Annotated in this window: 14 protein-coding genes; 7 read left to right on the forward strand and 7 right to left on the reverse strand. The window is 70.2% G+C overall.

Features of this window, described 5'->3' with window-relative positions:
• Positions 1-56: 56 nt before the first annotated feature.
• A complete protein-coding gene (locus tag AKJ08_RS12720) occupies positions 57-236 on the reverse strand; it encodes a hypothetical protein (RefSeq protein WP_205624724.1) in 180 nt (59 codons plus the stop codon).
• A 235-nt stretch (positions 237-471) separates the two neighbouring features.
• Here AKJ08_RS12720 and AKJ08_RS12725 point away from each other — a divergent pair, with 235 nt between their 5' ends.
• On the forward strand, positions 472-1,338 hold the full coding sequence (locus AKJ08_RS12725) for a tetratricopeptide repeat protein (RefSeq protein WP_050726409.1): 867 nt from the start codon (positions 472-474) through the stop codon (positions 1,336-1,338).
• Positions 1,339-1,397: 59 nt separating this feature from the next.
• The gene (locus AKJ08_RS12730; RefSeq protein ID WP_050726410.1) at positions 1,398-3,677 is read left to right on the forward strand and encodes a S9 family peptidase; all 2,280 of its coding nucleotides are present in this window, start codon (positions 1,398-1,400) and stop codon (positions 3,675-3,677) included.
• Here AKJ08_RS12730 and AKJ08_RS12735 read toward each other — a convergent pair.
• Complete coding sequence (locus AKJ08_RS12735) at positions 3,674-4,426, reverse strand: DUF72 domain-containing protein (protein ID WP_050726411.1); 753 nt, start codon at positions 4,424-4,426, stop codon at positions 3,674-3,676. The two genes, AKJ08_RS12730 and AKJ08_RS12735, sit on opposite strands and share 4 nt — an antisense overlap.
• 77 nt (positions 4,427-4,503) lie before the next feature.
• Between AKJ08_RS12735 and AKJ08_RS19360 the strand changes: the two genes are divergently transcribed.
• The gene (locus AKJ08_RS19360; RefSeq protein WP_050726412.1) at positions 4,504-5,130 is read left to right on the forward strand and encodes a 3'-5' exonuclease family protein; all 627 of its coding nucleotides are present in this window, start codon (positions 4,504-4,506) and stop codon (positions 5,128-5,130) included.
• A gap of 61 nt (positions 5,131-5,191) precedes the next feature.
• Here the strand turns inward: AKJ08_RS19360 and AKJ08_RS18750 are convergent, their stop codons facing one another.
• Positions 5,192-5,911: an inorganic diphosphatase gene (locus AKJ08_RS18750; RefSeq protein WP_157370656.1), complete on the reverse strand. Its 720-nt coding sequence runs from the start codon at positions 5,909-5,911 to the stop codon at positions 5,192-5,194.
• A 280-nt stretch (positions 5,912-6,191) separates the two neighbouring features.
• Here AKJ08_RS18750 and AKJ08_RS12750 point away from each other — a divergent pair, with 280 nt between their 5' ends.
• Entirely contained in the window at positions 6,192-7,421 is a 1,230-nt protein-coding gene (locus AKJ08_RS12750) for a hypothetical protein (RefSeq protein ID WP_050726413.1), read from the forward strand.
• Positions 7,422-7,563: 142 nt separating this feature from the next.
• Positions 7,564-8,211: a hypothetical protein gene (locus AKJ08_RS12755; RefSeq protein WP_050726414.1), complete on the forward strand. Its 648-nt coding sequence runs from the start codon at positions 7,564-7,566 to the stop codon at positions 8,209-8,211.
• Between the two features lie 34 nt (positions 8,212-8,245).
• Here the strand turns inward: AKJ08_RS12755 and AKJ08_RS12760 are convergent, their stop codons facing one another.
• Positions 8,246-9,103, reverse strand: coding sequence for a hypothetical protein (locus AKJ08_RS12760; protein ID WP_050726415.1), 858 nt, complete (start codon positions 9,101-9,103; stop codon positions 8,246-8,248).
• An 89-nt stretch (positions 9,104-9,192) separates the two neighbouring features.
• Here AKJ08_RS12760 and AKJ08_RS12765 point away from each other — a divergent pair, with 89 nt between their 5' ends.
• Positions 9,193-9,747, forward strand: a complete 555-nt coding sequence (locus AKJ08_RS12765) for a hypothetical protein (protein ID WP_050726416.1) — start codon at positions 9,193-9,195, stop codon at positions 9,745-9,747.
• Positions 9,744-10,409, forward strand: coding sequence for an alpha/beta hydrolase (locus tag AKJ08_RS12770; protein WP_050726417.1), 666 nt, complete (start codon positions 9,744-9,746; stop codon positions 10,407-10,409). Before AKJ08_RS12765 ends, AKJ08_RS12770 begins: the two co-directional genes overlap by 4 nt.
• Positions 10,410-10,547: 138 nt before the next feature.
• Here the strand turns inward: AKJ08_RS12770 and ribA are convergent, their stop codons facing one another.
• The 3 genes from ribA to AKJ08_RS12785 all read right to left on the reverse strand — a co-directional run bounded on the left by ribA (position 10,548) and on the right by AKJ08_RS12785 (position 13,783).
• Positions 10,548-11,222 (reverse strand): GTP cyclohydrolase II, encoded by a 675-nt coding sequence (ribA, locus tag AKJ08_RS12775; protein ID WP_082343132.1) that lies wholly within the window; start codon positions 11,220-11,222, stop codon positions 10,548-10,550.
• Positions 11,223-11,483: 261 nt separating this feature from the next.
• The gene (locus AKJ08_RS12780; protein ID WP_050726419.1) at positions 11,484-12,818 is read right to left on the reverse strand and encodes a hypothetical protein; all 1,335 of its coding nucleotides are present in this window, start codon (positions 12,816-12,818) and stop codon (positions 11,484-11,486) included.
• Entirely contained in the window at positions 12,815-13,783 is a 969-nt protein-coding gene (locus AKJ08_RS12785) for a ParA family protein (protein WP_050726420.1), read from the reverse strand. Before AKJ08_RS12785 ends, AKJ08_RS12780 begins: the two co-directional genes overlap by 4 nt.
• Positions 13,784-13,800 lie beyond the last annotated feature (17 nt).

Genomic DNA, 13,800 nt, shown 5'->3' on the forward strand with positions numbered 1-13,800 from the left:
TGAACGGATCCGAAACGAGTTCGACGGCAGCCGCACCTGCTCCCAGGCCGCGGCGTCTAGTGCTTCGGCGGCGAGCGATCGGCGAAGTTCCGCTGGAGGAACTCCCCGTCCTTCGGGGAGAGGTCGAAGCGCCTGCTCGCCTCGTCGATCAAGCGGTAGGGAGGCGTATCGGGCTCGTCGAGCCTCCGCTCGCCGATCCAGCGAACCGCCTTGCGCAGCGCATCTCCCTTCGGCATCAAATCCCGGACTCGACCCGTATCTGCCATCGTCGCGCTCCCGTCCCGCCGCCCATTCGGCGGAACCTGCGAGCAAACTTGGGTCGCGGCGGCCGCGGCAACTCGGCCAGGGACCCGCTCCGTCCGCCCCGTGACAAAACACCTCGTCGAGGTACCAGCGCTCGCAGATCGGGGCCCGATCGATGGCGGCTGGATGTACGGTGGGCATCGTTTTCGTGGGAAACGGAGGACGTACATGGCGGAGGCATCCCCGGCGATCGTCGACGTCGACGAAGCCAGCTTCGAGAAGGAAGTGCTCGAAGAGAGCCGCAGGCGGCCCGTGGTCGTCGATTTCTGGGCGTCGTGGTGCGCGCCGTGCCGGGTCGTCACGCCGATCCTCGAGAAGCTCGCCAAGGAGCACGATGGCGCCTTCCGCCTGGCGAAGGTGAACGCCGACGAGAACGAGGCGCTCTCCGACGAGCTCAACGTCCAGGGGATCCCGGCGCTGAAGGCCGTTCGCGACGGCAAGGTCGTGGACGAGCTCACGGGCGCTCTCCCCGAGTCCGTGATCCGCGCCTGGCTCGAGCGCTTCGTCCCCGGGCCTGCCGACGAGGCCGTCTCCCGTGGCCAGGCGCACGAGGAGGAGGGCAGGCTCAACGATGCCAGCCACGCGTACGCGGAGGCCCTCCGGCTCAAGCCGCGCCACGAGGCGGCCCTGGTGGCCCTCGCCCGCCTGGAGCTCGCCGCCGGCGAAGCGGAGGCCGCGGAGCGGCACCTGGACATGATCCTGGCCCCGGACTCGTCGAAGCACGCGTCGCAGATCGCGGAGCTTCGGCTGAGGATCCGCTCGGCAGGCGCCGGAGACCTGAGCGAGCTCGAAGAGCGGGTTCGCCGGTCTCCGGACGACCTCGAAGCGAAGGTGAGCCTCGGGAAGGCCCTCGCTGCGGCGGGGAGGCACGAGGAGGCGCTCTCCGCGCTCCTGGAGGTGGTCCGTGCGAGCCCGCGGCAGGGCCCCGGGGAGGAGGCGCGGCTGGCGATGCTCGACGTCTTCGGCGTCATCGGACCGCGCTCGGAGCTCGCGGACGACTTCCGGGCCCGGATGGCCGCAGCGCTCTATCGCTGACGCCGCGATACGAGCCGATCCTTTCCTGCATCAGCTCCAAGTAGTACAAGGCCAGCCCTATGCGTTTCCTCACCCTCACGGCAGCCTGCCTCACAGCCGCCTCCCTCGCCGCCTGCAGCTCGAGCGATCGCTCGCGCGAGCCGCGCACCGACGCGGAGCCCGCGGTCCTGGCGCCCCCGAAGCTCGCCGACCCCGCCTTCCTCGAGCAATACGCCGAGACGTTCCGCTTCCGCCTGGGAAGGCCGAGCAAGATCGCGCTGACGCCGAAGGGCGACGCGGTGCTCTTCCTTCGCTCGAGCCCGCGGAGCTTCGTGAACGACCTGTGGAGCTTCGACCCGGCGACCGGGGAGGAACGCCGCCTCCTCACCGCAGAGGAGATCCTCCAGGGCGGCGCCGAGAGGCTCTCCGCCGAGGAGCTCGCCCGCCGCGAGCGCATGAGGCAGGCCGCTCGCGGGATCGCCTCCTTCCAGCTCTCCAAGGACGGTGAGCGGATCCTGGTGCCCCTCTCCGAGCGCCTCTTCGTGATCGAGCGGCGCACGGGCAAGGTCAAGGAGCTGCCGGCCGAGGGAGGCTCGCCGAGCGATCCCCGCTTCTCGCCGGACGGCCAGAAGGTCGCGGTGGTGCGCGACGGGGACCTCTGGGTGATCGAGGTGGAGTCGGGCAACCAGCGCCGCCTCACCACGCGCTCCTCGCCCACCGTCACCAACGGCCTCGCCGAGTTCGTGGCGCAGGAGGAGATGGACCGCTTCGAGGGCTACTGGTGGTCACCGGGCGGGAAGCTGATCGCCTTTGAGGAGGCAGACACCCAGGGTGTCGAGAACGCCTACATCGCGGATCCGACGAAGCCCCAGGCGGAACCCCAGAGCTGGCCGTACCCGCGCCCCGGCAAGCAGAACGTCTCGGTTCGCCTCGGAATCGCGCCGGTGACGGGCGGAAAGCCGGTGTGGGTGAGCTGGGACCGCGACCGCTATCCCTACCTCGCGAAGGTGACCTGGCAGGAAGAGGCACCCCTGAGCCTGTTGGTGCAGAACCGCGCCCAGACCGAGAGCGTGCTCCTCGCCGTCCAGGCGTCCACCGGCGAGACGCGAACCTTGCTGACGGAGAAGGACTCCGCCTGGGTCAACCTCGACCAGGACGTCCCGCGCTGGCTCCCCGACGGCGAGGGCTTCCTCTGGACCACCGAGCGCAACGGCGCGTGGCAGCTCGAGCTCCACGATCGCGACGGCGGGCTCGTTCGTGCCCTGACCGCTCCCGACCTCGGCTACCGCCGGCTCCTCGCCGTCGACGGGAAGCGCAAGACGGCGATCGTCGCGGCCTCGCCGAACGCCACCGAGCGCCAGCTCTACCAGGTCTCCCTGGGCGCCTCGGAATCCGGAGCTCCCTCGGAGCCCAAGGCGCTGACCACGGATCCGGGCGAGCACGACGCGACCTTCGCGGCCGATCACTCGCTCTACGTCCACACGCTCTCCTCGCTCGCCGGCGAGCAGCGCTTCACCGTGCGCCGCGGCGACGGCCACCCCTTCGGCGAGCTGCGGTCGGTGGCGGAAGCGCCCGCCTTCCTGCCGAACCTCGAGCTCGTCGAGCTCGCGAGCGAGCACGCCATGCGGGCGGCGCTGGTGCGTCCGCGCAACTTCGATCCCAAGCTGCGCTACCCGGTGATCGTCTACGTCTACGCCGGTCCCCACGCTCAGGTCGTGACCGCGGCGAGGGAGAAGTGGCTCCTGCAGCAGTGGATCGCCGACCACGGCTTCGTGGTGGTCTCGGTGGACGGGCGCGGGACGCCGGCCCGCGGGCGCGCCTGGGAGCGCGCCATCCACGGCAACCTCATCGACGTCCCGCTGGCCGATCAGGTCGCGGGGCTCAAGGCGCTCGGCGCTCGCTTCCCCGAGCTCGACATGGAGCGGGTGGGGATCTACGGCTGGTCGTTCGGCGGCTACTTCTCGTCGATGGCCGCGATGCAGCGGCCGGACGTCTACAAGGCCGCGGTCGCCGGAGCGCCGGTGGCCGACTGGCTCGACTACGACACGCACTACACGGAGCGCTACCTCGGCCTCCCCCAGGCGAACCCGGAGGGCTACCGGAAGAGCTCGGTGCTCAGCTACGCGTCGGAGCTCTCGCGGCCGTTCCTGCTGATCCACGGGACCGCGGACGACAACGTCTACTTCGCCCACGCGCTGAAGATGTCGGACGCCCTCTTCCGCGCCGGGAAGAGGCACGACTTCCTCCCGCTGGCGGGGTTCACGCACATGGTGCCGGATCCGCTCGTGACCACGCGCCTCTACACGAGGATCACCTCGTTCTTCGAGGAGCACCTGGGCGCGCCGGTGGCGCAGCCCTAGGCTTCCTCGCGCACCTCCTCGGCGTGCGGGAGCGGCTCGCCGAGGAGCTCGGAGAGGTCGAGGGCGTCGAGGAGGGCGGCGCCCTTCCGGTCGTTGTTGAAGAAGACGTAGGCGTCGCGGCCCGTGTCGCGGAGCTCGAGGGCCACCTCCTCCATCGCCTCCTTCCCGTAGCGCCCGCCGTACCTGGCCGAGGTCCCGTGGAAGCGCAGGTAGCGGAAGTCTCCCGTCGAATGCGGCGGGAGCTCCGGGAGCAGGTCGTGCTCGCAGATCGCCGCGCCGTAGCGGTCGAGGAGCTCGAGGATGGGCTCGTCATACCAGGCGATCGCACGGAACTCGAAGACGTGCCTCACGTCGCTGGGCAGGGCCTGGAGGAAGCGCTCGAGCCGCACCGGGTTGGCGGTCTTCCAGTTGGGCGGGAGCTGCCAGAGCACCGGCCCCAGCTTCGGCCCGAGCCTGCGGAGGGGCGCGAAGAACCGCTCGAGCCCCTGGCCGACGTCGCGCAGCTTGCGGGTGTGGGTCAGGTAGCGGCTGCCCTTGCAGGCGAAGAGGAAGCCGCGCGGCGTCTGCTCGCGCCAGCGATCGACGGCCTTCTCGGTGGGCAGGCGGTAGAAGGTCGCGTTGAGCTCCACCGTCGTGAAGACCTCGGCGTAGCGCGGCAGCCACCGCGTCTGTGCGAGGCCCTCCGGATAGAGGAGCCGGCGCCAATGCGGATACGACCAACCGCTCGTGCCCAGGCGCACGCGTCCCATGAGGCCATGATGGTCATCGCGGAGCCGTGTCGGAGGGTCGTGCGACACTTCCGTCTTTCGAGACGGGAGGCCACGAGATGACGGACCCGACTGCGTGCGACGAAGCGGAGGTCTTGGTACTCGATCTGGAGACCCGGCGGGCCTTCGCCGAGGTGGAGGGCGGGCGTCCGGATCTCCTCGGCCTCTCCCTGGCCGTGGTCTGGTCCTACGAGCGCGAGGCGTTCACCCCGTATTTCGAAGGCGACGCCGGTGCCTTGATCGATCGCCTGCTGGGCGCGCGGCTCGTCGTCGGCTTCAACCACGTGGGCTTCGATCTCGAGGTCCTGCGACCGTACGCGGAGCATCGTGAGATCGACGGGGTGCGCTGCTTCGATCTCCTCGTCGATCTCCGCTCCCGCCTCGGGCATCGTGTGAGCCTCGAGAGCTGCTGCTCGGCCACCCTCGGCAGCCGCAAGGCCGGCGACGGGCTCCAGGCGATCGAGTGGTTCCGCCAGGGGCGCCTCGCCGAGCTCGAGCACTATTGCCGCGAGGACGTGCGCCTCACCCGCGACCTCTTCGATCACGGGCGGTCCCACGGACAAATCCAGGTGCGGAAGAGGAGCCCGAGCGGCGAGTGGCACACCGCGACCGTGCCAGTGTCCTGGCCGATTCCTGACGCGGAGGCCGAGGGGAGCCTCGGCGGAGGCTCCCCTTCGTCGACGTGAACCGGCGGGTTCGCGTCATCGCGTTCCGGAGGGAACGGGCGCCCCTCCGGACGGGGCGAGGCTACTTCTTGCGCGAGCGCTTCGCCTTGGGCGCCGGCGGGGCCTCGGCGGCAGCCTTCGCAGGGGCCTTGCGCTGGCGCTTCACGGGCTTCTCCGCGGGAGCCGGCTCGACGGCCTCGACGGAGGGCATGATCGGCTTCGAGGTCACGGGAGCGCTCGGCGGGCCCGCCTGGTAGTTCGCGATCAGCTCGGGGCGGTTCTTGTTGTAGAGGTCGATCCCGTCGCGCAGCACCGCGAGGGCCTCGCGCCTGCCGAGCGGATCGGAGACCACCACGGTCTTGCGCTCCAGCGCCTTGTAGTCCTCGAAGAAGCGCTTGATCTCGCGGAGGCGGTGCGGCGGGAGCTGCCAAAGATCCGAGTAGGAGGCGTACTCGGGATCGTCCGCGTGGACGGCGATGAGCTTGTCGTCCTCGCCCTTCTCGTCCCGCATCTTCATCACGCCGATGACCTTGGCGCGCATCATCGCGAGGCTGGCGATCGGCTCCTGGCAGAACACGAGGACGTCGAGGGGATCGCCGTCATCGCAGTAGGTGCGCGGCACGAAGCCGTAGTTGGCCGGGTAGTAGACCGCCGAGAAGAGGATCCGGTCGACCATGAGGAGACCGGAGACCTTGTCCAGCTCGTACTTCACCTTGGATCCCATCGGGATCTCGATGATGGCCGGGATCGGGTCTTCGAGGTTTTCCGGCAGCTCGACGTCGTGCCAGGGGTGGTACGCCACGGTGTGCTCCTATGAGACGAAAGGGAGGCCTCGTTCGGGTGATCCGGGTCGGCCTCGCGGCGGGGCGCATCCAACGCACCTCTCTCCCTTTCGTCAAGCCCGGTCGTGCATCGGTGGCATCCAAATAGGAACTCCGCTTCCGAGCGCGGCAGATCCGTTCGCGTGTTTCACCGCGGATCGCGCGTGGATCGCCAGCGGGACGAGCGGCGCGCTCCTTGCTGCGCTGGACTCTGAGCCCGCTGCGGCAACCGGGCCGCGGGGCTTCGGAGGCGCGAAGGAGATGCTCGCCAAGGTACTCGCGATCGCCACGATCGCCGCTCTCGCCATCGTGTCCGCGGGCTGCGTGGCGAAGCCGAAGACCGTCGGCCAGGGCACCGTCGAGCCGCCAGTGGATCCGCCCGACCCTCCCATCCCGCCTCCCTGGGGCCCCGAGGGACCCTGGCCTCTCGACGATGTGAAGGTCTACGGCCCGGAGAGCGGTCTGCCCGGCGCGCTGACCGGCGTGGGGGTGGACGACGGGCAGAACGTCTACGTGATCGACGGCAACGCGGCCTACGCGATGCCGGTCGGCGAAACGATCTTCACCGAAACGGCCACCGGCGGGCAGTTCGACAGGGGCTACCCCGTCATGAGCATCGTGGGCGGCGCCAAGGATCGCGTCTACCTGGGCTTCCTCGCGTGGGACGCGGCACCAGAGGACCTCTCCGAGACCGACAAGCTCTACGGAGACGTCGACCGGATGGAGCTGCTGCCCGACGGGACCCTCGCTCTCGAGCACCACTACAAAATTCAGAACACGAACTCGAAGTGGATGGATCACACCCGGTCCATCTTCTCGCTCGCGAGGGTGACGGGAGGGCCGAACCACGGAGATGTCTACGTGGGGAGCAACCACGGCGTCACCCTCCTGCGCGGCGACGACTACGCGGACCATCGGCACGCGATCTTCCTCGACCGCAACGGCTCGGAGGCGATCGGCTACGTCTGGGCGGTGAACACCGATCCCTCCGGGAACCTCCTCTATGCGAGCCATTGGAAGGTGGCCGCGCTCCCTCCCACACCCATGGACGACGTCCTGGGCTTCCTCGACTCGAGCCGCGTGCCGTGGAAGGAAGACACCTGGCCGCAGCACCTTGGACCGGTCGAGGTCCCGAAGAACCTGCACGCCGTGGCGGGCGATCTCTCCCCGGAGAAGGGAATCATGTACGTGGGATCCTGGGGCATGGGCCTCTCCGCCATGCTGGACGCGCCGCGCAAGTGGTGGTCCATTCCGGGGACGCCCGACCCCGTGATCAACGGCCTCGAGCTCGATCCGTCGGACGGGAAGCTCTGGGTCGCGACCGGGTCCAGCGGGCTGTGGCGATGGGATCCCGCGACGGGGCGCTGGGAGCAGAGCGCTCTCGTTCCGGGGAACCTCCGGGTGAATCAGATTCACCTCGACGACACGGTGCAGCCGCGTGCCCTCTACGCCGCCACCGACGCCGGCCTATACGTGATTCGAGCGCGATAGACGTCTCTTTTCACACACGCTCCGACACGTTTCCGATGGATGGAATCCGCTTTCCACTGTAGCGTGGGGTGAAGGCCAGCCTGGTGCGCGCCCATCCATACAGCCTCCGTTCCGGGGGGAATTGGTCGCTGGGGAGACGATCATGCCGAAGGTGCTGCTGCTCAGCTACGACGCCGACGCACGGAAGGAGAGGGCCGCAGCGTTCGAGAGCGCAGGCTTTCGGGTCTCGGCCGCGGAGCCCGCGTGGCCGGAGTCTCGCGACCTGGCCTCGAGCTTCGACCCCGACGTGATCGCCCTCGACTGCGGGAGGATCGCCACCCACTGCAGGGAGATCGGCGAGAAGCTGCGCAAGTCCGCCCAGACGCGTGACCTTCCCCTGGTCCTCTTCCGCGTCGCCGATGCGGACGTCGAGAGGACCCGCCTCGAGGTCCCCGGGGGCGTGGTCGCCTTCGAGCACGAGCTCATCGAGCGCCTCCGCTCCGCCGTGCTGACCCGCTTCGCGAACCTGGCCAGGGCCGAGAGCGAGGCCTCGCGCGCCAAGGCCGCTCCCGCCAAGGCCGCGGTCGAGACGCCCAGGCCGAGCGCCGCCGCCGAGCCGGCCCCGAAGAGCGACGTCCGGAAGGTCGCGGCGAAGAGCTCGTCGAAGTCCAAGCCGGCGAACGCCGCCGCCCCGAAGAAGGCCCCCGCTTCGAAGGCCGCGCCGAAGGGAAAGGCGCGCACCCCGAAGGCGCCACGCGAGCCGGCGAAGGCCGCCGCGAAGGCGTCGCCGAAAACGGCCGCAGCTCGCTAAACGTTGCGGCCGGTTGTGTGGCCCCGCGAGGGAGCTACTCCTGCGCCACGCGCACCGAGGCCGTCATCGCCACGATCGCCTGACGCGCGTAGCGCTCGACCGCCCGGCGCTCCGCCTCGGTCAGGCCCTCCTCTTCGTCCTCCTCCGCCTCGTCCAGAGACTCGGCGATGTAGTCGGCCGCATAGGCCTGGACGCGGTCGGCGGCCTCTGGCTCGGCGACCTCGAGGGCGCGATACCGGACCTGCCCGAAGCGGTCACCGAACGCGTGGTCGAACATCTCCGCCAGCTCGAAGCAGAGGTACTCGAGGGTCTCCTGCGCCACGCCGGAGAGACCGTCCACGAGCCGCGCCCACTCCGAGAGCTCGGACTGCACGTTGGCGTAGCGATCCTGACGCCGGGTCCGCTCCCGCGGGGGCAGGTCCTCGAGGAGCTGCCAGGTACCCTCCACGATCTCGTAGGGAAGCTCCCGGCCTTCGAGCGAGCCTCTGGGCGGCAGCTCGATCCGCGGCTTGCGAGGCGCTTCGGCCTCCGAGGCCTCGACGGGCGGAGGGCGGACCATCCTGCCGATCTCCTCGGGATCCTTTCCGGCGACGAGGAGGTCCCAGACGCCGAAGAGGTTGCCGTAGAGGCGCATCGCGTCGCCAGGGTCGCCGAAGCGCGGCTCCTTCGCGAAGAGGGCGGGGATCACCTCCGGAGGCTGCCGGCCTTCGGCGATCGCCGCCGCGAAGCGGCTCACGGTGCCCTCCACGCCCACCTCGGCGCCGGCCCTCTCGAGTAGACGACCGAGGACGTCGCTCCCCTCGAAGATCCGCGCGAGCGATGGAGCCCTCGACGTCTCGTGCGCTCCTCCCCCGTCGGGCCGCCCATTGGTCTTTCCGTTTCGCTTCGCCATGTAGGGTTCTCGCTCGTGCCGTCTTCGGGTGTCCGCGCGCCCATCTTTGCCATGGTAGAAGGACGCAAGATAGGAAGGAGTCGCCCGAGATGCCCCGCAGCGGAGACGACGACGGCAACCGCCCCAAGAAGAGCTGGCGCGAGATCGATCGGATGCGCGGCCAGTCGCGCCACACCGGCGGCGAGCGGCCGGACCACTCCCGCGAGCGCCTCGAGCGCTCCCAGGCCTACCGGGAGTACAAATCGAGCCTCGATCGCTTCTTCGAGGGCGGCGCCTCCTCTGCCCCGGAGGGGCTGAGGGGCATCCTCGACCCGACCGGAGCGAAGACCGCGCGCACGAAGGCGATCGAGGCCATCCAGAAGGCCTCCGCGGAGGATCGCAAGAAGTGGGCAGAGCTGGTGACGGCCTTCGTCCAGGACCAGGAGCTCCCGCCGGATCCGTACCTCCTCACCGAGTTCCTCGGCCATCCGAAGGAGGCCGTGGCGGCCAAGGCGCTCGCGCGCCTGGACACGCTGGTCGCCGAAGGCCAGGCGAAGAAGATCCCGCCCTCCCTCGATCAGCAGCTCCGCTCCCTCGAGCTCACGGCCGACGACGACGAGCTCAGGGAGAGCGCCCGCCGCCTGCGCGAGCGGCTGAGATCATGAGAGCTCCAGGCGTCGTCTACCTACACGGGTTCGCCAGCAGCCCGACCTCGGAGAAGGCCCGGTTCTTCCGGGATCGCCTGGCGGAAGAAGGGATCCCTTCCGAGATCCCCGACCTCAACGAAGGCCCCGGCGGGTTCTCCAAGCTGACGCTCACGCGCGCCCTCGAGCAGACGAGGGCGGCGCTCTCGAGGGTGGGCGCGGACGAGCGTGGCGCGATCGTGATCGGCTCGTCGCTCGGGGGCTACCTGGCCGCGCTCACCGCCTCCCGCGACCCGCGGGTCCTTGGGGCGGTGCTCCTCGCCCCGGCCTTCGACCTCCCGGGCCGCTGGAACGCGTGGCTCGGCGACGAGGGCGTGGGGAGGTGGAGGCAGAGCCGAGAGCTCGACGTCCAGCACCACGCCTACGGGCGCATGGAGAAGCTGGGCTTCGGCTTCTACCTCGACGCGATGGGCTATCCGCCCTACCCGCGGCTGGGCTGCCCGGCGCTGATCCTCCACGGCGTCCACGACCGCGAGGTCGGGATCGGCACGTCGAGGAAGTTCGCGGAAGGCGCGAGCGACGTCCGCCTGGTGGAGCTCGACTCCGACCACGGGCTCCTGGACGTGAAGCCGCGGCTCTGGGAGGAGACCACGGCCTTTCTCGGCTCGCTGCAGGGGCGCTGAGAGCTTGTGAAGAATTCACAAGCTCTCGCGAAGCCGAAGGCGGAGCAGACGAAAAGAAGAGCGTTTTCGCGCGGAGCGCGGCTGAAGAAGTCGGGCCCGCTTCTGCGGGCCCGATTTCTTCACACGCTCTGAGAAAAGCTAGCGCTTGGAGCTGCCGCTGTTGGTCCCGTGGGCGACGCTCTGCGGGACCGCCTGCCGCTGCTCCGGGATCAGGTGGTGCATCCGGTCCCGCTTCACCTCGAGGTAGCGGCGGGCGTGCTCGCCCACCGGCACCAGGGAGGGGATCCGCGCCTCGACCCGAACGCCCAGCGTCGACATCGCGTCGACCTTCGCCGGGTTGTTGGTGATGAGCTCGATGGAGCGGATGCCGAGGAACTCGACCATGGCCGCCGCCGCCTCGTACGTCCGCGCGTCGTCGGGGAGCCCGAGGAGGCGGTTCGCGTCGACGGTGTCCGCGCCCTGCGCCTGGAGGGCATAGGCGCGGATCTTGTTCGCGAGGCCGATGCCGCGGCCTTCCTGGCGGAGATAGAGGACGACGCCGACCCCGCGCCGCGCGACCTCGCGCATCGCGCCGTCGAGCTGGGCGCCGCAGTCGCACTTGAGCGACGCGAAGGCCTCGCCGGTCAGGCACTCGCTGTGGACGCGCACCGCGACCCGCTCCTGCGCCTCGGGCTTGCCGAAGACCAGGGCCACGTGCTCGCGCGGATCGCCCGCCATCGAGAAGACGATCGCCTCGAAGGTTCCGTGCTCGGTGGGCAGATCGGCTCGGGCGAGCGCAACCATGCGGAGCCCATCATCGGGTGGCTGAACCATGCTGTGGCGACTCCTCCTGGACGCTCCGCCTTCCAAGGACGCGGCATCTCTCGGGGAATGATCTAGTCCCAAGCCACCAGGCCGGCCCCAAGAAATGGCTGTTTACCCCGGCCCGCGGCTTCGTGCCACCCCATCGGGGTTCGATTCGCGCCCGTCGGCTACCGGGGAGGGAGGCGCCCAGCCGTATGCCGGGCGCTCCTTCGGGAGCCCGCTATCGGAGCGCGTGACGAGCCCGGTCCCCCGGGAGCGGGTCCGATCACTTCAGCCGTTCGACTCGGAGGCCACCAGGCGCTGCAGCTCGGCGAGCGCCTCGCTGGTCCCGCGGTGGCGCTCGAGGTCGGCCTCGAGGCCCGCAGCGCGCCCGAGGGCCGCGTCGCGCTCGGTGGTCCGCTCCATCAGCCGCGCCTGGAGCTCCTCGAGCTCGATCGCCTGGGCGTCGACGAGGCCTAGCAGCTCCGTGGCCTCATAGGCCCCGCGCTCGAGCCTCTGGTCGCGCTCCGCGAGCGCCCGCTCCGCGTCGGCGAGGAGGCGGAGCTGCTGCTCGTCGAGAGACTTGAGCTCGAGGATCCGCGAGAGCGCCTGATCCCGCTCCTCCGCCAGCGCCTCGGCCTCGGCCACCAGCTCCTCCGCCACCCGAGCGCGCTCGGCCGCGACGGTCTCGGCGGCTGCGAGGGCCTTGGTCCGCTCCGTGAGCTCCTGGCTCACCCTGCGCAGATCGTCGCGGGTGGCCTCGAGGGTCTTTGCGATCGTGTCGCGCTCGGAGACGGCGGCGGCGAGCCGTGCCCGCAGGTCGGTGACCGCGTTGCGCACCGCCGCGGCGGCGCCGCCGGGCGGGAGAAGGGGCGCCGGCTTCGGCTCCTGAGCGGCCATCAGCCTGCCCCGGAGCTCCTCGATTCTCGCCCGCCCTTCGCGGACGGTCTCCGCCGCCGGGGCCGGGATCCGCGTGCGCCCCGCATGAGCCCGGGACACGGTCTGCGCCAGATCCGCCGAGAGCCCGGTCGGCACGGAGGGCGCGGCCTTCGTCTCCGCGGCCTGCTGGACCATGGGACGCGCCGCGGACCGGAGCTCTTCCCGGACGGTCGCGGCGAGGTCGGCGGAGGGGCGCTCGAAGCGCTCCCGCGCGTGGGCTGTCGTGGACGCGCTCGATCGCGCGGCCTCTGCGCGCGGCTGCGGCGCCGGGGTCGTGGCCGGCATGCTCTCCACCGGCCGCGAGGGTGCAGCCGGCTGCTGGGCGGAGGCCGCGGCGCGAGCCATGTGAGCGGGCAGGCCCCCGCGGGCGCGGCTCGCCTCGTGGGCCACCTGGCTCGCCTGGTCCGCGAGCTTCGCCTCTACCTCCACGAGCCCATCCCGGCGCGCCGGAGCCGGAGCCCTGGTCGCGGACACCTCGGCGGCGACGGCCCCCGCGAGCACCGCGGTTGCGGCGGCCGCCTTCGCGCCCTCCGCGGGGCGCCGATCGGGCAGGCTCGCGCGAGGCCTCGCGATCAACGCGGCGAGGTCCGGAGAGATCGACGACTCCTCGGGCTCGGGCGCGAGCGCGTCGAGGAGGCGGGTGCGGGGCTTGGCCCGGGACACGTTCGAATCGAAAGCGCGCTTCATGCGCTCCGCTCCTTGGGAGTGGCGGCTGCGGCTGCAGCCATCAGCTCGGCGATCAGCGCCTCCACGTCGGTGGCGCCCTTGCTCGTCGGGTCGTAGGCGAAGATCGGGATCCCCTCGCTGGAGGACTGCGCGAACTTGGTGCACTGGCGCACCACGGTCTTCGCGAGGAACTCGCCGTAGTGCTCTTCGAGGGCGCCGCGCGCCTCGCGAGCGATCTTCGTAGTCGGGTTGAAGGCGTTCAGCACGATCCGGATCTGCTGGAGGTAGTGCTCGAGCTCTTCCTCGAGCTCCTGCACCGTCTCGAACAGAAGCTTGAGTCCGTGGAAGGAGAGGAAGTCGGCGAGCACCGGCACGAAGAGATCGTCCGCCGCCATGATCGCGTTGAGGTTGAGCAGGCCGAACGAGGGAGGCGCGTCCATCACCACGAAGTCGTAGCGATTGGCGATCTCCTCCAGCGCCTTCCGCAGGCGGAACTCGCGGCCGCTCATCGGCATCAGGGCGAGGTCGATCGTGCTCATCCCGAGGTTCGACGGGATGAGGTGGAGCTCCTCGAGCGGCGTGCGCAGCAGCACCTCCTCGATGGGGAGCTTCTTCACGAGCACGTCGAAGAGGGTCTTCTTCTGCTCCTCCCCTTCGTAGCCCACGCACTTGGTGGCGTGGCCCTGGGAGTCGAGGTCGACGATCAGGACCCGGTGCCCCATCTCCGCCAGGCGGTAGGCGTAGGAGGAGGAGAGGCTGGTCTTGCCGGTGCCGCCCTTGAAGTTGAGGAAGAGCTGCTTGCGCAGCCCACGGCGCTCCGGATAACGCGCCAGGACCCGGCGAAAGAGCGACAGCTCCGCCGGCGTGAAGGTCTCACGGGCAGAGGCCGCGGCGAGCTCCGGATGCGTCTCGGCCTCGTTGAGCTCGCGCTCCGAGAGCGCCAGGATCTCGGCGAAGCGCTTTCGCGGGTAGCGGATTCCGTCCACGTTCGACGTCCTTCCAG

Source organism: Vulgatibacter incomptus, from assembly GCF_001263175.1.
GTDB lineage: Bacteria > Myxococcota > Myxococcia > Myxococcales > Vulgatibacteraceae > Vulgatibacter > Vulgatibacter incomptus.

What these genes read in the sequence shown, in the direction of transcription:
- AKJ08_RS12720 (WP_205624724.1), bottom strand. Translation starts at nt 236, where the DNA reads ATGCCGAAGGGAGATGCGCTGCGCAAGGCGGTTCGCTGGATCGGCGAG.
- AKJ08_RS12725 (WP_050726409.1), top strand. Translation starts at nt 472, where the DNA reads ATGGCGGAGGCATCCCCGGCGATCGTCGACGTCGACGAAGCCAGCTTC.
- AKJ08_RS12730 (WP_050726410.1), top strand. Translation starts at nt 1,398, where the DNA reads ATGCGTTTCCTCACCCTCACGGCAGCCTGCCTCACAGCCGCCTCCCTC.
- AKJ08_RS12735 (WP_050726411.1), bottom strand. Translation starts at nt 4,426, where the DNA reads ATGGGACGCGTGCGCCTGGGCACGAGCGGTTGGTCGTATCCGCATTGG.
- AKJ08_RS19360 (WP_050726412.1), top strand. Translation starts at nt 4,504, where the DNA reads ATGACGGACCCGACTGCGTGCGACGAAGCGGAGGTCTTGGTACTCGAT.
- AKJ08_RS12750 (WP_050726413.1), top strand. Translation starts at nt 6,192, where the DNA reads ATGCTCGCCAAGGTACTCGCGATCGCCACGATCGCCGCTCTCGCCATC.
- AKJ08_RS12755 (WP_050726414.1), top strand. Translation starts at nt 7,564, where the DNA reads ATGCCGAAGGTGCTGCTGCTCAGCTACGACGCCGACGCACGGAAGGAG.
- AKJ08_RS12760 (WP_050726415.1), bottom strand. Translation starts at nt 9,103, where the DNA reads ATGGCGAAGCGAAACGGAAAGACCAATGGGCGGCCCGACGGGGGAGGA.
- AKJ08_RS12765 (WP_050726416.1), top strand. Translation starts at nt 9,193, where the DNA reads ATGCCCCGCAGCGGAGACGACGACGGCAACCGCCCCAAGAAGAGCTGG.
- AKJ08_RS12770 (WP_050726417.1), top strand. Translation starts at nt 9,744, where the DNA reads ATGAGAGCTCCAGGCGTCGTCTACCTACACGGGTTCGCCAGCAGCCCG.
- ribA (WP_082343132.1), bottom strand. Translation starts at nt 11,222, where the DNA reads ATGGTTCAGCCACCCGATGATGGGCTCCGCATGGTTGCGCTCGCCCGA.
- AKJ08_RS12780 (WP_050726419.1), bottom strand. Translation starts at nt 12,818, where the DNA reads ATGAAGCGCGCTTTCGATTCGAACGTGTCCCGGGCCAAGCCCCGCACC.